Raw genomic sequence first — 17,309 nt, 5'->3', positions numbered from 1 at the left:
TTTTCAGGGCTGCTGCGCAGCCCAACGCGGGACAAGCCCGCTCGCCACAACTCTCTGTCATTTCCCACAGGATTGGGTCCAACCAGCAATATTGCGGTTGAACATGGCCTCTGTGGGAGCTGGCGACAGCCTGCGATTGCGGTATCAAGGCTTGGCGACGTGCCAGACGTCCTTCATGCCGTCCCCGGTCATGTCGCCGGCTTTCTTGTCCTTGACGAAGGTGTACAGCGGCTTGCCGTTGTAGGCCCATTGCATCGAGCCGTCGTCGCGTTTGATCTGGGTCCACTTGCCTTCGGCCTTGTCGCCGGCGCTGGCTTTGAGCGGCGGCCAGTTGCTTGCGCAGGCGTCATTGCACATGGACTTGCCGCCGGTGTCCTTGTCGAAGGTGTACAAGGCCATGCCGGCATGGTCGACCAGCATGCCGCCCTTCTCCATCGCGGGTTGCGCCAACGCCAGCCCTGGCACTGCGAATGTTGCGATAAGGGCCATCCAGCTCAGCGTATGTCGTGTCATCGGATTCACCATGGTATTCGGGGCTTTTTGGGGGGGCTGCACCGCCCGGGCGGCCCCTTGAAGCCTAGTCCAGTCATGAAATGTCGCCACGACTGCCCATGCCCTGTCACACAGCTGCAATAATTCCGTTATCTAATGCGGGCCAAGACATCGTTCCCGGGAGAGGTAATTGAGCATGGTTGGCAGAAACATTCTGATCGTCGACGACGAAGCGCCTATCCGCGAGATGATCGCCGTTGCGTTGGAAATGGCCGGCTATGACTGCCTGGAGGCCGAAAACACGCAGCAGGCCCACGCCATCATCGTTGACCGCAAGCCCGACCTGATCCTGCTCGACTGGATGCTGCCGGGCACCTCGGGTATCGAGCTGGCCCGGCGCCTGAAGCGCGATGAGCTGACCGGCGGCATTCCGATCATCATGCTCACCGCCAAGGGCGAAGAGGACAACAAGATCCAGGGCCTGGAAGTCGGCGCCGACGACTACATCACCAAGCCATTCTCGCCCCGTGAGCTGGTCGCGCGCCTGAAAGCCGTATTGCGCCGCGCCGGGCCTAGCGACAGCGAAGCGCCGATCGAAGTGGGCGGCCTGCTGCTTGACCCGATCAGCCACCGCGTGACCATCGATGGCAAGCCTGCCGAAATGGGCCCCACCGAATACCGCCTGCTGCAATTCTTCATGACCCACCAGGAGCGCGCCTACACCCGTGGCCAGTTGCTCGACCAGGTGTGGGGCGGCAACGTGTATGTCGAGGAGCGTACGGTCGATGTGCACATTCGCCGGCTGCGCAAGGCGCTGGGTGAAGCCTACGAAAATCTGGTACAAACCGTGCGCGGCACCGGCTATCGCTTCTCTACCAAGAGCTGAGAAACGCAGCGGCAAGCCGGCAGCGTCAGGCCGGAACATGGACTAGAAGCATCACCGATCCGCTTCGACTTGCAGCGTGTAGCGCGCAACTTGCAGCGGGATCCGAAGGATCCGCAAATTGAACCAGAACTGGCACGCAACCCTGATTCGTCATCTGTTGTTGCTGATCACTGTCTGCCTGGTCGGCGGGCTGATCAGCGGTTACTACGGCTGGAGCCTGGCTATCGGCCTGGCGCTGTACCTGGGCTGGACCCTCAAGCAACTGCTGCGCCTGCACGACTGGCTGCGCAACCACCAACCCGACGAGGCACCGCCAGACGGTTATGGCCTGTGGGGCGAAGTGTTCGACAGCATCTACCACCTGCAACGCCGCGACCTGCGGGTGCGCGGGCGCCTGCAAGCAGTGATCGACCGGGTGCAGGAGTCCACCGCTGCGCTGCGCGATGCGGTGATCATGCTCGACAGCGACGGCAACCTTGAATGGTGGAACCGCGCCGCTGAAACCCTGCTTGGCTTCAAGACCCCGCAGGACGGCGGCCAGCCTGTGACCAACCTGGTGCGCCACCCGCGCTTCAAGGAGTATTTCGACGCCGGAAACTACCTCGAACCGCTGGAAATCCCCTCCCCGACCAACGACCGGCTGCGCGTGCAGTTGCACATCACCCGCTACGGCAACAGCGAGCACCTGATGCTGGTCCGCGATGTCACCCGCATTCACCAGCTCGAACAAATGCGCAAAGACTTCGTCGCCAACGTGTCCCACGAGCTGCGCACACCGCTGACAGTGATCACCGGCTACCTGGAAACGCTGCTCGATAACGTCGAGGACGTGAACCCGCGCTGGAGCCGCGCCTTGCAACAGATGAGCGCACAAGGTTCGCGCATGCAGACGCTGCTCAACGACTTGCTGCTGCTGGCCAAGCTCGAAGCCACGGACTATCCGTCGGACAACCAGCCGGTCAGTGTCGATGCCCTGCTTGGCACCATCAAGCATGACGCCGAGGCGCTGTCCGGGCCGCGCAACCAGCGCATCACCCTGGAAGCAGCCCCGGGCATTCGCCTCAAAGGCAGCGAGTCCGAGCTGCGCAGCGCGTTTTCCAACCTGGTGTTCAACGCCGTCAAATACACCCAGGACGCCGGTAGCATCCGCATTCGCTGGTGGGCCGACGAACAGGGTGCGCACCTGAGCGTGCAGGACTCAGGCGTAGGCATCGACGCCAAGCACCTGCCGCGCCTCACCGAGCGTTTCTACCGGGTCGACTCCAGCCGTGCGTCCAATACTGGCGGCACCGGGCTGGGGCTGGCGATCGTCAAGCATGTGCTGATGCGCCACCGCGGCAAGCTTGAGATCAGCAGCGTGCCGGGGCATGGCAGTACCTTTACCTGCCACTTTGCGCCGGTGCAGATCGCCAGCCAAGGGTAACGGCGTATTTCTCTGCGGCCCTTTGCTTTTGCCCCATCAGCCGCTACATTGGATCCCCTGTGCCAGCCATCGCTGGCACTTTTTTTCTTCCTATTTCTAAAGACGGACCCAGTAAAAACCCCATCATGGACCCTTCCCCTGGTATCAGCCTCACCTCGTTATTCGCCGATTTCGGCATGATTCTTTTCGCCCTTTTCCTGGTGCTGCTCAACGGTTTCTTCGTTGCTGCGGAGTTCGCCATGGTCAAGCTGCGCTCCACCCGCGTCGACTCCATCGCCGAGCTGCACGGCTGGCGGGGCAGCATTCTGCGCAAGGTGCACAACCAGCTCGACGCCTACCTGTCGGCCTGCCAGCTGGGTATCACCCTGGCTTCGCTGGGCCTGGGCTGGGTCGGTGAACCGGCGTTCGCCCACCTGCTCGAGCCGCTGCTGGCGTATTTCGGCGTCGACTCGCCCGAGCTGATCAAGGGCGTCTCGTTCTTCGTCGCATTCTTCGTCATTTCCTACCTGCACATCGTGGTCGGTGAGCTGGCACCCAAGTCGTGGGCCATCCGCAAGCCCGAGCTGCTGTCGCTGTGGACCGCGGTGCCGCTGTACCTGTTCTACTGGGCCATGTACCCGGCCATCTACCTGCTCAACGCCAGCGCCAACACCATCCTGCGCATTGCTGGCCAGGGCGAGCCTGGCCCGCACCATGAGCACCACTACAGCCGCGAAGAACTCAAGCTGATCCTGCACTCCAGCCGTGGCCAGGACCCAAGCGACCAAGGCATGCGTGTGCTGGCCTCGGCGGTGGAAATGGGCGAACTGGAGGTGGTCGACTGGGCCAACTCGCGCGAAGACATGGTCAGCATCGACGCCAACGCGCCGCTCAAGCAGATCCTCGCGATGTTCCGCCGCCACAAGTTCAGCCGCTACCCGGTGTATGACGCCGAGCGTGAAGAATTCACCGGCCTGCTGCACATCAAGGACCTGCTGTTGGAGCTGGCCGAGCTGGACCACCTGCCCGAGACCATCGACCTGGAAGACCTCGCCCGCCCGCTGGAGCGCGTATCGCGGCACATGCCGCTGTCGCAGTTGCTGGAGCAGTTCCGCAAGGGTGGCGCGCACTTCGTGCTGGTTGAAGAAGCCGATGGCAAGGTGATCGGCTACCTGACCATGGAAGACGTGCTGGAAGTGCTGGTGGGCGATATCCAGGACGAACATCGCAAGACCGAGCGCGGCATCCTCGCCTACCAGCCCGGCAAGCTGCTGGTACGCGGTGATACGCCACTGTTCAAGATCGAGCGCCTGCTGGGTGTCGACCTTGACCACATCGAGGCCGAAACCTTGGCCGGGCTGGTCTACGAGACGCTCAAGCGCGTGCCCGAAGAAGAGACCGTGCTGGAGGTCGAAGGCCTGCGCATCATCATCAAGAAGATGAAAGGGCCGAAGATCGTGCTGGCCAAGGTGCTCAAGCTCGACTGACGGCTTACGGGTTGCCGGCGGTGAAGTCCGGCATGCCGTTGATCGGCCGGTCGAACTGATACGGGATCGACTCCAGCGCCAGCCCCACGTTGCGCTGCACCACGAAGTGCAGGTGGGGCCCGGTGCTGTTGCCGGTGTTGCCCGACTTGGCCAGCGCCTGCCCCACCAGCACCTGCTGCCCCTCTGTCACCACCACCGAACCGCGCATCAGGTGCAGGTACACGCCCATGGTGCCGTCGGGGTGGAGAATGCGCACGAAGTTGCCTGAAGGGTTGGTGCCACGCCCGCTTTGGCGGTTCTCGACCTTGACCACCATGCCGCCACGCGCTGCGATGATCGGCGTGCCTTCGGGCATGGCGATATCGATGGCGTAGCGGCCCCTGGCGCCGAAGTGGCTGACCCGCCCGTTGGGCCCCTGGCTGATACGAAACGGCCCGCCCTTCCACGGGAACGGGTAGCGGTAGCCTTGGGCACGCTGCACCGGGTCGCCCATGGCGTAGCGGAACTTGCTGTTGTACTTCAGCGCCCCGCCGGGGGCCGCCAGTACCGCGCTCAGCACCAGCGTCGAACGCGGCGCCAGCACCCGCCGCACCACGCGTGGGGCGTTGCCGCCGAAGGCGTTGGCCAGGCCATCGACTCGCAGTTCGACCTCCATCGGCACGTACAGCTCGTTGCGCGCGATGAACCTCACCCCACCGGGAAACGCTTCGGTTTGCAGGCGTACTTTGCTGTCGATGCGCTCGACCATCGCTTCGCGGTAGACGAACGCCTTGGCACCGGGGCTTGGGGTATCGGAGTAGGAGGCCACCCCGTAGTTGTCGGTGGTGGTGTAGATGGTCATGCCATGGCTGGACGCCGAGGCCGTGAACAGCGCACAGAACAGCAGCAGGCGGGCGGCAGGCATGATGGTGGCCATTTGACAGGGGCGACCTGTCTGAGCCTAGCAGCCGGTTTCAGGAGAGGGGTGGCAGTTGGTCGGGTGATGGGCCTGCACTGGCCTCATCGCAGGCTGGCGCCAGCTCCCACAAAGACCGCGCCCAGCCGCGATATTGATGCTTGGCTCTGATCACTGTGGGAGATTCTATGGTTTCGGGCAAGTCGCTTTTGATTGTGTAGGAGCGGCCTTGTGTCGCGAAAGGGTTGCGCAGCAGCCCCAAGATCTCCGCCTCATGCACAACCCCGGGGCTGCTACGCAGCCCTTTCGCGACGCAAGGCCGCTCCTACATTGCCCGCGTTGCTTTGGCTTACGCCCCAGGCGTGAAGTGCTTCTGCGCCGTACCGCGGGCAATCAACCGCGACAGGTAATCGAGCTTCTGCGCATCCTGGTCGACGAACTTGAAGGTTACTTGCAGCCAGTCGCTGTCAGGCTTGGCTTCTACCGCTGCAATGGCATGCAGATAGCCGTTCAGGCGCGCTGTTTCGGCGTTGTCGCCCTGCTCCAGGTCCAGCACCGCACCTTCGAGCACCTGCGGCAGGTTGGCGCCACGGCGTACCACCAGCAAGGCTTCCTTCAGGCTCAAGGCCTTGATCACACACGGCTGTGGGCCACTGGCCAGGCGCAGTTGGCCTTGGCCACGGCCAGCCGGAGCGGCCGCACTTGAAGGCCGTGGGGTCGGGGCGTTGATCAATGGCTTGGCAGCCGCAGGCGCAGCAGCGGCAACCGGCGCGGCCACTTTGGCGGCTTCGGTGCGGCCACCGGTCAGGGCGCTGAGCGAGTCATTGGCAAACGCCGAGTTGACCCGCGCCTGCGCGCCGGCCATCAGGCTGTCGAGCTTGCCGATCTTGGTCAGCGACTTCTTCACCTTGGTCAGCAGCTGTTCGTTGGTGAACGGCTTGCCAACGAAGTCGGAGACGCCGGCCTGGATGGCCTGGATCACGTTCTCCTTGTCACCACGGCTGGTCACCATGATGAACTGCATGGTTTTCATTTCTTCCTGCTGACGGCACCAGCTCAGCAGTTCGAGGCCGGACATTTCCGGCATCTCCCAGTCGCACAGGACCAGGTCGAAACGCTCCTTGGCAAGCAGCGCCATGGCTTTGCGGCCATTGACTGCATCTTCGATAACCATGCCAGGGAACGCGTTGCGCAGGCACTTCTTTACCAGGTCGCGGATGAACGGGGCATCGTCCACGACCAGCACATTGACTTTACTCATCGATACTCCTCTTAATCCCGACTAGCATACCGCCGACTGATGGCAATTTGCCAAACCACTGGTCACGCCGGGACTTTCACTGTCGTTCGCGGGTGCCTGCTGGTGCTCGACCACAAACGAAAACGCCCGGCAGAAGCCGGGCGTGATGCTCGGGAGCAATCTTATTTATCGTCCGGTTCAGCCGGAACATTAGCTATTTCGGCCTCTTCCTGCTCCGCGCCTTTAACCTCGGCCGCCATGCGCTTCAGGCCCATGTGCCGCACGTCGGTGCCGCGTACCAGGTAGATCACCAGCGCCGCGATATTGCGCGCGTGGTCGCCGATCCGCTCAAGCGAGCGCAGCGCCCAGATGACGCTGAGTACACGCGAGATCGAGCGTGGGTCTTCCATCATGTAGGTGACCAGTTCGCGCAGCGCGGTCTTGTACTCGCGGTCGATGGTCTTGTCGTACTGGGCCACCGACAGCGCCAGGTCTGCGTCAAAGCGGGCGAAGGCGTCGAGCGCGTCACGCACCATGTTGCGTACCTGGTCGCCAATGTGGCGTACCTCGACATAGCCGCGTGGCGACTCGCCTTCTTCGCACAGCTGAATGGCGCGGCGGGCGATCTTGGTGGACTCGTCGCCGATGCGCTCCAGGTCGATCACCGACTTGGAAATGCTGATGATCAGGCGCAGGTCGGAGGCCGCAGGCTGGCGACGGGCCAGAATGCGCACGCATTCTTCGTCGATGTTGCGCTCCATCTGGTTGATCTGTTCGTCAACCTCACGCACCTGCTGGGCAAGGCCCGAGTCGGCCTCGATCAGCGCGGTGACGGCGTCGTTGACCTGCTTCTCGACCAGCCCGCCCATCGCCAGCAAGTGGCTGCGCACCTCTTCAAGCTCGGCGTTGAACTGCTGGGAGATGTGGTGGGTAAGGCTTTCTTTGTTGATCATGCTTTCGCTCCGCGAAGAAGCTGCAAGCCTCTAGCTGCACGCTTCAAGTAGTTCGTGTCATTCCCTGGCCGCCTGCTCTTGCAGCTTGCCGCTTCAAGCGTGCAGCTGCGCCAAAGGCGCCCTAGCCGTAACGACCGGTAATGTAGTCTTCGGTCTGCTTCTTCGACGGGTTGGTGAACAGGGTGTCGGTATCACCAAACTCGATCAGTTTGCCCATGTACATGAACGCGGTGTAGTCCGAAACACGGGCTGCCTGCTGCATGTTGTGGGTAACGATGACGATGGTGTACTTGGACTTGAGTTCGTAGATCAGCTCTTCGACCTTCAGCGTGGAGATCGGGTCGAGTGCCGAGCACGGTTCGTCGAGCAGCAGCACTTCGGGCTCGACGGCAATAGTACGGGCAATCACCAGACGTTGCTGCTGGCCACCGGAAAGGCCCAGCGCCGATTCATGCAGGCGGTCCTTGACCTCGTCCCACAGCGCGGCGCCCTTGAGGGCCCACTCAACGGCTTCGTCGAGGGTGCGCTTCTTGTTGATGCCCTGGATGCGCAGGCCGTAGACCACGTTCTCGTAGATGGTCTTGGGGAACGGGTTGGGCTTCTGGAACACCATGCCCACGCGGCGGCGCAGCTCGGCCACGTCCTCGCCCTTGCGGTAGATGTTGTTGCCGTACAGGTTGATGGCGCCTTCCACGCGGCAGCCGTCGACCAGGTCGTTCATGCGGTTGAAGGTGCGCAGCAGGGTCGACTTGCCGCAGCCGGACGGGCCGATGAAGGCCGTGACGCGCTGCTTGGGGATGTTCATCTGCACATCGAACAGCGCCTGCTTGTCGCCGTAGAACAGCGAAAGGCCAGGCACTTCGATGGCCACGGTTTCTTCGGCCAGGCGCAGGCTCTGTTTGTCGCGGCCCAGGGCCGACATGTCGATGGCGTGGGTATGGCTGTCGTGTTGCATGTTCTCACTCCGTTGAAGCTGCAAGCTTCAAGCTGCTATCTGCAAGTTGGGGCAAAAGCGGCAATCTGCTCAAGGCTTGCCGCTTATGGCTTGGGCTTAACTGTCGAGGGCCTTGTACTTCTCGCGCAGGTGGTTACGGATCCACACCGCCGAGAGGTTGAGGGTGGCGATTACCAGCACCAGCAGCAACGCGGTGGCGTACACCAGCGGCCGCGCGGCCTCGACGTTGGGGCTCTGGAAGCCGACGTCGTAGATATGGAAGCCCAGGTGCATGATTTTCTGGTCAAGGTGCAGGTACGGGTAGTTGCCATCCACTGGCAGCGACGGCGCCAGCTTGACCACACCCACCAGCATCAGCGGGGCCACTTCGCCGGCAGCGCGGGCCACGGCCAGAATCATCCCGGTCATCATCGCCGGGCTTGCCATCGGCAGCACGATCTTCCACAGCGTCTCGGCCTTGGTTGCACCCAGCGCCAGCGAGCCTTCACGCACCGTGCGTGGAATGCGCGCCAGGCCTTCTTCGGTGGCCACGATCACCACCGGCACCGCCAGCAGCGCCAGGGTCAGCGAGGCCCACAGCAGGCCCGGCGTACCAAGGGTGGGCGCCGGCAGCGACTCGGGGAAGAACAGCCGGTCGATGGAACCACCCAGCACATAGACGAAGAAGCCCAGGCCGAACACGCCGTAGACGATGGCCGGAACCCCCGCCAGGTTGTTCACCGCAATACGGATCAGGCGGGTTACCGGGCCTTGGCGTGCGTATTCACGCAGGTACACTGCCGCCAGCACGCCGAACGGGGTCACGATCACGGCCATGATCAGGGTCATCATCACCGTGCCGAAAATGGCCGGGAAGATACCGCCTTCGGTGTTGGCTTCACGCGGGTCATCGCTGAGGAATTCCCACACCTTGCCGAAGTAGCTGCCCATCTTGGTCATGGCGGACATGCCGTTGGGCTGGATCGCGTGGACCACCTTGCTCAGGTTGATCTCGACTTCGCGGCCGTTGCCATCGCGGGCCACCAGGCTGTCGCGGGCAAACGCCTGGTGCAGGCCGGTGAGGCGCTCTTCGATGGCCTTGTAGCGGTTGTTCAGCTCGGCACGCTCAGCGTCCATGTCAGCCTGGGCGGCGGCGTCGAGCTTGCCTTGCAGCTCCAGCTTGCGGCTTTGCAGGCGCAGGCGTTCGAGGCCATGGTTGATGGCACCGATGTCCTTCTTCTCAAGCTTGACCAGTTGGTCGTTGAGGTCGCTGGCACGCTTGAGGCGCACCTGCAGTTCGTTCCAGGCCTCGGGGCCTTGCGCGACCACGCGGCCCTCTTCCTTGACGCTGACCAGGTAGCCGTAGAAGTTGCCCCACTCGCGGCGCTCCAGGGCCATCAGGTCGGCCGGGCGTTGCTGGTCCACCAGCCACTCGCCGACCACCCAGGTGAAGTCGCTGCCGTTGAGGTCGCGGTTACCGACCTTGATCAGCTCGCGGGTCATGAACTCAGGGCCCTGGTCAGGCACCGGCAAACCGGCACCCTTGAGGCGTTCACGCGGGACTTCTTCTTTCTGTACCACTTCACCGACGATCACATGGTCGCCTTGGCCCGGCACCTTGTAGGTGGCCTGGATCAGGTCAGCCGGCCAGAAGTGGCCCAGGCCACGTACGGCGATCACGGACAACAGGCCAATGGTCATGATGACCGCGATTGCCACCGCGCCACCGCTGATCCAGACGCCGGGGGCGCCGCTCTTGAACCAGCCTTTGAGGGAATCCTTTTTCACGGATCTCTACCTTTCTATCAAAGCGACGAGTATTTCTTGCGCAGGCGCTGGCGAATCAGCTCGGCCAAGGTGTTCATGATGAACGTGAACATCAGCAGCACGAGTGCGGCGAGGAACAGCACACGATAGTGGCTGCCACCGACCTCAGATTCAGGCATTTCCACGGCCACGTTGGCGGCCAGGGTGCGCATGCCCTCGAACAGGTTCATTTCCATTACCGGGGTGTTGCCGGTAGCCATCAGCACGATCATGGTCTCGCCCACCGCCCGGCCCATGCCGATCATCAAGGCCGAGAAGATACCCGGGCTTGCGGTGAGGATGACCACGCGGGTCAGGGTCTGCCATGGCGTCGCACCCAGGGCCAGCGAGCCCAGGGTGAGGCTGCGTGGCACGCTGAACACAGCGTCTTCGGCGATGGAGTAAATGTTCGGGATGACCGCAAAGCCCATGGCGATACCCACTACCAGGGCGTTGCGCTGGTCGTAGGTGATGCCCAGGTCGTTGCTGATCCACAGGCGCATGTCGCCGCCGAAGAACCAGCTTTCCATGAACGGGCTCATGAACAGTGCGAACCAGCCAATGGCCAGAATCACCGGGATCAGGATGGCCGCTTCCCAGCCATCTGGAACGCGCAGGCGGATCGACTCCGGCAGGCGGCTCCAGGCAAAGCCTGCAACCAGAATGCCCAGGGGCAGGATCATCAGCAGGCTGAACACGCCCGGCAGATGGCCTTCAAGGTACGGCGCCAGGAACAGGCCGGCGAAGAAGCCGAGGATCACCGTCGGCATCGCCTCCATCAACTCGATCACCGGCTTGACCTTGCGGCGCATGCCAGGTGCCATGAAGTAGGCGGTGTAGATGGCCGCGGCAATCGCCAGCGGTGCGGCCAGAATCATCGCGTAGAACGCGGCCTTGAGCGTACCGAAGGTCAGTGGCGACAGGCTCAGCTTGGGCTCGAAGTCGGTGTTCGAGGCGGTCGACTGCCAGACGTACTTCGGCTCGTCGTAGTTCTCGTACCAGACCTTGCCCCACAGCGCGCTGAACGACACTTCAGGGTGCGGGTTGCGCAGGCTCAGCGGCAGCAGCTTGCCGCCTTCTTCGATGATGATGCGGTTGGCGCGTGGCGACAGCGCCAGAATGCCTGCGCCTTCAGCAACCGGCTCAACCAGCAGGGTGCGGTGTGCGGTGCTGTGGAACACGCCAAGCTTGCCTTCGCTGTCCAGGGCGATGAAGCCCTTGCGGCGTTCTTCGGCGTCGATCTGCACCACAGGCGCCTTGCCCAGCTGGAAGCTGCGGATCAGCTTCAAGCGCGACTCACCGTCCGGGTCGCGGGCCATGAACCACTGGCTCAGGCCGCCCTTGGAGTCACCGAAGATCAGCGAGATGCCGCCCACCAGCTGCCCGCTGGCGGTAATTTCGGCGTTGCCGTCTTCAAGCAGCTTGTAGCGGCCATTGAGGCTCTTTTCGCGCAGGCTGAACACATCGGCAGTGGCGCGGCCGTTGACCACGTACAGCCACTGCTGGCGCGGGTCGATGAAGATGTTCTTCACCGTCTCGGTCATCTGCGGCAAGGCAATGCGGTTCTGCTCGGTGGTGACCTCGCCGGTCATCATGTTCTCGGTGCGTGCAAGCTCCATAACCTGCAGCTGCGCACCGGTGGAGCCGGCCAGCAGCAGGGTTTCGCCATTGACGTTGACGGTCACATGCTCCAGCGGGCGGCCTTGATCATCCAAGGTGAACGCGCCCTGACCATAGGGGTAGTCGATACCTGCCTCGATGGTCTTCTTGTTGTCCGGGTAGGTGATCTTGTAGCTGTGGTGGAACACGAGCGCCTGGCCGTTGGACAGGCCCAGCACCACCAGCGGGCTGCCCGGCTGGTCGCTGCCGATCGAGCTGACCTGGGTGCCGGCTGGCAACGGCAGGTCGACGCGCTTGAGTTCGTTACCGGTCTTGGTATCGAAGAACAGCGCCTGGCCCTTGTCGGAAACGCGCATGCCCACAAGGTTTTGCTCCTCGAGGGCGATCATCAGCGGCTTGCCGGCATCCTGTTGCAGCCAGGTGGGCTCCAGCGCCTTCTTGCTGGTCAGTTCGGCGCCCTGGAACAGCGGCAGCACCACGTAGGCCAGGTAGAAGAAGATCAACGTAATGGCAGCCAGCACGGCCAGCCCGCCCACCAGTACATACCAGCGGGTCAGGCGGTCCTTGAGGGCGCGCATACGGCGCTTGCGTTGCAACTCGGGCGTATTGAAATCAATACGCAGCGGCGGAGAATTTTGGGTCATGGTGGAGTTGGCCAGATCATTCATGCGCACACCCTAGCGGTCCCGTATGACAAAAACATGACAGTGCAGTGACGCAAAAAAGCCCGCCGCTCAGGAGCCCTGGCTGCGGACTGACGAATTCGTGGAGAAAGGCCGGCGCATGGGCTGCCGACCTCTTCCGATTACTGCCTAATTACTTCTTTGCAACGTTGCCAGCGTGGGACAGGCCCAGGTCAGCCAGGGTCTTGTCGACCACTTTGGCAGGCAGCGGGATGTAGCCGTCCTTCACCACGACTTGCTGACCGGCCTGCGACAGCACCAGCTTGATGAACTCGGCGTCCAGCGGTGCCAGCGGCTTGTTCGGCGCCTTGTTGACGTAGACGTAGAGGAAGCGCGACAGCGGGTAGGTGCCGTTCAGGGCGTTGGCTTCGTTGTCTTCAACGAACTCGCCGCCTTCTTTCTTGGCCAGAGCGACGGTTTTCACCGAGGCGGTCTTGTAGCCGATGCCCGAGTAGCCGATGCCGTTCAGCGAGGAGCTGATCGACTGCACCACCGAAGCGGAGCCAGGTTGTTCGTTGACGTTAGGCTTGAAGTCGCCTTTGCACAGGGCTTCTTCCTTGAAGTAGCCGTAGGTGCCCGATACCGAGTTGCGGCCGAACAGCTGGATTGGCTTGTTGGCCAGGTCGCCTTTCACGCCCACATCGCCCCAGGTCTTGACGTCAGCCTTGCCACCGCACAGGCGGGTGGAGGAGAAGATGGCGTCGACCTGAGCCATGGTCAGGCCTTTGATCGGGTTGTCCTTGTGCACGAAAACAGCCAGGGCGTCGACGGCAACCGGGATGGCGGTTGGCTTGTAGCCGTACTTCTGCTCGAAGGCCTGCAGCTCGACGTCCTTCATCTTGCGGCTCATCGGGCCGAGGTTGGCGGTGCCTTCGGTCAGCGCAGGTGGCGCGGTGGAGGAACCGGCGGCCTGAATCTGGATGTTTACGTTCGGATATTCCTTCTTGTAGGCCTCGGCCCACAGGGTCATCAGGTTCGCGAGGGTGTCGGAACCGACGCTGGAGAGGTTGCCCGATACACCGGTGGTCTTGGTGTAGGTCGGGATGGCTGGGTCGACAGCGGCGACCGCATTGGCGGTTGCAACGCCAGCGGCGGCAAAGGTCAGGGCCGCCATCAAACGCTTCAGTTTCATGCCTTGCTCCTAGCAGGAATATCGTAGGGGTTGTGATGGAACGGGCCCAAGTATCTGTAGGCCGTGTGAACACTCTATGACCCCAATGTGACAATTGGATGAAAGGCCACCACGAGACGCTCGGGTGGCCTTTTTCGCGATCCCAGGCGGTTGCCTCAGCCCTGCGGTTTCGTGCGGCGATCGCCGAACATGACGTAGACCGGGCTCAGGTTTGTCTGTGGTGCACCAACGCCGTTGCTTTGATGTTATTGCTTCAAGCCAAAACTGATACAGAAAACCGTTAAATCAGCGTCATATTTGAATACAACCCTAAGGTGTTCACGGCCTTCGCAAGTCATAGTGTAGCCATCCCATCCTCCGACCTCGCCAAGGGGGTCAGGAAGCCTGAGGGGCCCTTTGCTAACATGGGGAGCACCAAAGCGGTCGCGAACATCATCTAGTTTTTTGCATGATGCGTAGGGCTCGGGCAAGTTACCGGTGAAGAGGACGTCTTCGGGTACCAGTTTCCGCAGTGTGTACATGACTGACTCCAGCTGTTTGGTCTCAGCTAAAAATGCCAGATCTAAACCGGCTTGCGGTTGCCGATACAGGGTCAGCGAACCCGGATAGACCTCTATTAACCGTGAATCATCCAGCACGCCGTGCTCGATAAGTTCAACGTGGGTTTTACCCAGATGCTCAAGGTAGGCATTCAGCTCAATGTTCATCGGGAGCGCCCTTTGACAGAGTGAAGCTCGTACAGGTTGAGCCTGGCTGACTCAATGTCAGACTCGGCAAACCCGTGGGCCAGTAAACCTGGTGTTCAAGCCTCGACGTTGAGCATTAAAGCTCGGCCACAGTAGTTACAAGCATTTTGTCAAAACTTGTTACTTCCAAAGAAAAGGTAAAACCAACTACGTTTAGCCCAACATCATATTTGAAAACAACATTCACTCCTTCATAGCCAAGCGCTTTCAGGCAGTAGATATCCCACCCGCCCGACTCACCCAATGGCCGTGGCATTTCAAACGGCCCCTTCGACGTGGCCGGCTCGCCATGAACCTGCAGAACCTCCTCTCTGACGCTGCAATTTCCAAAAGGCTTTTCAACCTTGCCCTCAAAAACCTCAGATGAGGCGGCATCGGGCGCCAAGGTAATATGCAGCTTCTCGAAAGTTCTGGACTGCGCCCAGAACTCTAGCTCTATGCCTGCGTCGGGCTCATAAAATGCGGTCAGCGAACCGTCATATATTTCCTGCAGGCTGTTCGGAGGCAGTAGCCCCTCCATGACCAGCTCATCATAGGAACGGCCTAGCCTGCCGAGATAAGTGTCAAGCTTCAAAACACCCATCGATAAATCCCTTTTCCCGCGTGAGAATCATGCGGCGATTGCCTGGCAGCCTCTGTCTTGACCTCACCAGACCCATAGCCCAACAGGCCAGGTGAAGGCAGGCCCTCCTCCGCCCCGAACCCAGGAATTATGACCCCTGTATCGTCCGAGTTCGCCCCCGGATGTATTACAGGATCTGGCACCATCAGGCCCGTCATTCAATCTATCTCCAGCCATACAGTTCTCCTTGTCTGTATGGCGGAGGGTCTGGGTTATCCGGGAGGCGCCTGAGTTACATATGCATCAGGCCTGCATGGTTGGTTACGGCATGTTTCTGGGGCCAGAAACAACAAGCCGCCGCCGAGAAAACCCGGCGGCGGCTTGAGGGACGGCGAACGCGGTCAGTAACGCTTAACGCTTTTTCGCGCGCAAATGCAGCCCCAGCATCAGCCCTACCGCACACAGGCACGCCACGTAATACGCCGGTGCCATGGTGCTTAACTTGAGCAGCGCAGTAACCACCATCGGGGTCAGGCCGCCGAAGATGGCGTAGGCCAGGTTGTAGGAGAACGACAGGCCGGTGAAGCGCACCGTTGCCGGGAATGCCTTGACCATCACGTAGGGCACCACGCCGATCACGCCCACGCACAGGCCAGTCAGGGCATACAGCGGGAACAGCAGGTCCGGGCGCGTCGGCAGGCTGTGGTAGAAGGCCCAGGAGCTTGCCAGCAGCATCAGGCTACCGACAATCAACACACGGCCCGCACCGAAGCGGTCGGCGAGCCTGCCGGCGACGATGCAACCCACGCTCAGCAGCACGATGGCCAGGCTGTTGGCCTTGAGCGAGTCGATCGGGCTGATGTGGTAGATGCTCTGCAGCAATGCCGGCGTCATCAGGATCACCACCACAATGCCGGCAGACAGCAGCCAGGTCAGCAGCATCGACTGAATCACCGCATTACCGTGGTAACGCAGCACCGTGCGCAGCGGCAGGTCCTTGGCCAGGGCCTTGCGCGCCTGCATTTCGGCAAACACCGGGGTTTCGTGCAGCCAGCGGCGCAGGTACACCGAGAACAGGCCGAACACCCCGCCCATCAGGAACGGGATACGCCAGGCGTAGTCGGTGACTTGCTCTGGGGTGTAGAGGGTATTGATCAACGTGGCCATCAACGAGCCGAGCAGAATGCCCGAGGTCAGGCCGGCGGTCAGGGTGCCGCAGGCGTAGCCGGTGTTGCGCTCCGAAACGTGCTCGGAAACGAATACCCAGGCGCCCGGCACTTCGCCGCCAATCGCCGCGCCCTGGATGACGCGCATCAGCAGCAGCAGGATCGGCGCCCACAGGCCAATCTGCGCGTAGGTCGGCAGCAGGCCCATGATCAGCGTGGGCACGGCCATCATGAAGATGCTCAGGGTGAACATTTTCTTGCGCCCGAGCAGGTCGCCGAAGTGGGCCATGATGATGCCGCCCACCGGCCGCGCCAGGTAGCCGGCGGCGAAGATGCCGAAGGTCTGCATCAGGCGCAACCAGTCGGGCATGTCAGGTGGGAAGAACAGCTTGCCCACTACGGTTGCGAAGAAGACGAAGATGATGAAATCGTAGAACTCCAGCGCACCGCCCAGGGCAGACAGTGAGAGGGTTTTGTAGTCGCTGCGGGTCAGCGGCCGGGGCGGCTGCTCGATACTGCTGGGCACGGAGGTCATCGATGTTCTCTTGTTGGTGTGCAGGCCGCTTGGCATGCGGCTTCTGTGGGGTCCAAAGGAAGATAACAAATTGCCCGACGCGGCTGATAGCACTACAAAATCTGTACAGATATTCATCAATGCACGGTCGTAGCTGGCTGTGATGGTCTATATACTTGCCGTTCGTAGGAAAAGGTTGCGTTAAACCGGGGCTGTTGTGCGAAAACGTAAGGCATTACTGTCAGACTGTTTCGCAGAGTTTCCCCTTTGGCCGCCCCTGAAGCGAAGGCGTCCACCACTGCGCACCCACCAAGCGTTACGGGTCAGAGGCCCCACGGCATGATTGAGCTCGAACAAGAAGATCCTATCCCGCAGGGCGACCTGGCCTTGCAGATCACTGCTCTGCCGCGCGAAACCAACGGTTTCGGCGACATTTTTGGCGGCTGGCTGGTCGCCCAGATGGACCTGGCCGGCACCGCAATGGCCAGCCGCGTCGCCGGTGGCCGGGTGGCAACCGTGGCCATCGACCGCATGGCGTTTCTGGTGCCGGTGGCCGTGGGTGCGCAACTGTCGTTCTACACCCAGACCGTCGAAATCGGCCGCAGCTCGATCCAGATGATGGTCGAAGTGTGGAGCGACGACCCGCTGTCCAGCGAATGGCGCAAAGTCACCGAGGCGGTGTTCGTGTTCGTCGCCATCGATGGCAGTGGCCGCACCCGCTCGGTGCCTCGTCGCTGACCGGGCCGCGCGGTAAACTCGTTGCCCGGCATGAGGTCCAACGCCTCACTGCA

The 17,309-nt window shown here is 61.7% G+C and carries 15 protein-coding genes; 4 read left to right on the top strand and 11 right to left on the bottom strand.

Going from position 1 to position 17,309, the window contains the following annotated elements:
* Positions 1-144: 144 nt before the first annotated feature.
* Positions 145-513 (bottom strand): hypothetical protein, encoded by a 369-nt coding sequence (locus tag HU720_RS07465; protein WP_186518690.1) that lies wholly within the window; start codon positions 511-513, stop codon positions 145-147.
* Between the two features lie 175 nt (positions 514-688).
* Here HU720_RS07465 and phoB point away from each other — a divergent pair, with 175 nt between their 5' ends.
* The 3 genes from phoB (at position 689) to HU720_RS07450 (ending at position 4,267) form a co-directional block, all read left to right on the top strand.
* Positions 689-1,378 (top strand): phosphate regulon transcriptional regulator PhoB, encoded by a 690-nt coding sequence (gene phoB / locus HU720_RS07460; RefSeq protein WP_186518688.1) that lies wholly within the window; start codon positions 689-691, stop codon positions 1,376-1,378.
* 118 nt (positions 1,379-1,496) lie between these two features.
* The gene (gene phoR, locus HU720_RS07455) at positions 1,497-2,801 is read left to right on the top strand and encodes a phosphate regulon sensor histidine kinase PhoR (protein ID WP_186518686.1); all 1,305 of its coding nucleotides are present in this window, start codon (positions 1,497-1,499) and stop codon (positions 2,799-2,801) included.
* 125 nt (positions 2,802-2,926) lie between these two features.
* Entirely contained in the window at positions 2,927-4,267 is a 1,341-nt protein-coding gene (locus tag HU720_RS07450; RefSeq protein ID WP_186518684.1) for a hemolysin family protein, read from the top strand.
* 4 nt (positions 4,268-4,271) lie between these two features.
* On the opposite strand, the gene HU720_RS07445 is transcribed toward HU720_RS07450, so the two are convergent.
* The 10 genes from HU720_RS07445 to HU720_RS07400 all read right to left on the bottom strand — a co-directional run bounded on the left by HU720_RS07445 (position 4,272) and on the right by HU720_RS07400 (position 16,539).
* Positions 4,272-5,171 carry a peptidoglycan DD-metalloendopeptidase family protein gene (locus HU720_RS07445; protein ID WP_186518692.1) on the bottom strand — a complete coding sequence of 300 codons (900 nt, stop codon included), beginning with the start codon at positions 5,169-5,171 and terminating at the stop codon, positions 4,272-4,274.
* A 340-nt stretch (positions 5,172-5,511) separates the two neighbouring features.
* The gene (locus HU720_RS07440) at positions 5,512-6,423 is read right to left on the bottom strand and encodes a response regulator (RefSeq protein ID WP_186518682.1); all 912 of its coding nucleotides are present in this window, start codon (positions 6,421-6,423) and stop codon (positions 5,512-5,514) included.
* 161 nt (positions 6,424-6,584) lie between these two features.
* A complete protein-coding gene (phoU, locus tag HU720_RS07435) occupies positions 6,585-7,355 on the bottom strand; it encodes a phosphate signaling complex protein PhoU (RefSeq protein WP_186518680.1) in 771 nt (256 codons plus the stop codon).
* Positions 7,356-7,476: 121 nt separating this feature from the next.
* Positions 7,477-8,310, bottom strand: a complete 834-nt coding sequence (pstB, locus tag HU720_RS07430) for a phosphate ABC transporter ATP-binding protein PstB (RefSeq protein WP_186518678.1) — start codon at positions 8,308-8,310, stop codon at positions 7,477-7,479.
* Between the two features lie 96 nt (positions 8,311-8,406).
* On the bottom strand, positions 8,407-10,077 hold the full coding sequence (pstA, locus tag HU720_RS07425; RefSeq protein WP_186518675.1) for a phosphate ABC transporter permease PstA: 1,671 nt from the start codon (positions 10,075-10,077) through the stop codon (positions 8,407-8,409).
* 17 nt (positions 10,078-10,094) lie between these two features.
* On the bottom strand, positions 10,095-12,383 hold the full coding sequence (locus HU720_RS07420; RefSeq protein ID WP_186518673.1) for an ABC transporter permease subunit: 2,289 nt from the start codon (positions 12,381-12,383) through the stop codon (positions 10,095-10,097).
* Between the two features lie 148 nt (positions 12,384-12,531).
* On the bottom strand, positions 12,532-13,530 hold the full coding sequence (locus tag HU720_RS07415) for a phosphate ABC transporter substrate-binding protein PstS (RefSeq protein ID WP_186518671.1): 999 nt from the start codon (positions 13,528-13,530) through the stop codon (positions 12,532-12,534).
* A gap of 245 nt (positions 13,531-13,775) precedes the next feature.
* A complete protein-coding gene (locus tag HU720_RS07410; RefSeq protein WP_186518668.1) occupies positions 13,776-14,237 on the bottom strand; it encodes a DUF6392 family protein in 462 nt (153 codons plus the stop codon).
* Between the two features lie 115 nt (positions 14,238-14,352).
* On the bottom strand, positions 14,353-14,859 hold the full coding sequence (locus HU720_RS07405; protein WP_186518666.1) for a hypothetical protein: 507 nt from the start codon (positions 14,857-14,859) through the stop codon (positions 14,353-14,355).
* A 390-nt stretch (positions 14,860-15,249) separates the two neighbouring features.
* Positions 15,250-16,539: an MFS transporter gene (locus HU720_RS07400; RefSeq protein WP_186518664.1), complete on the bottom strand. Its 1,290-nt coding sequence runs from the start codon at positions 16,537-16,539 to the stop codon at positions 15,250-15,252.
* A 318-nt stretch (positions 16,540-16,857) separates the two neighbouring features.
* On the opposite strand from HU720_RS07400, the gene HU720_RS07395 reads away from it, so the two are divergent.
* Positions 16,858-17,256: an acyl-CoA thioesterase gene (locus HU720_RS07395; RefSeq protein ID WP_101322846.1), complete on the top strand. Its 399-nt coding sequence runs from the start codon at positions 16,858-16,860 to the stop codon at positions 17,254-17,256.
* Positions 17,257-17,309 lie beyond the last annotated feature (53 nt).

Origin of the sequence: Pseudomonas sp. SWRI51, from assembly GCF_014268825.1 — a bacterium.
In the GTDB taxonomy this organism is placed as follows: domain Bacteria; phylum Pseudomonadota; class Gammaproteobacteria; order Pseudomonadales; family Pseudomonadaceae; genus Aquipseudomonas; species Aquipseudomonas farsensis.
This window is presented reverse-complemented; position numbering and strand designations above follow the sequence as displayed.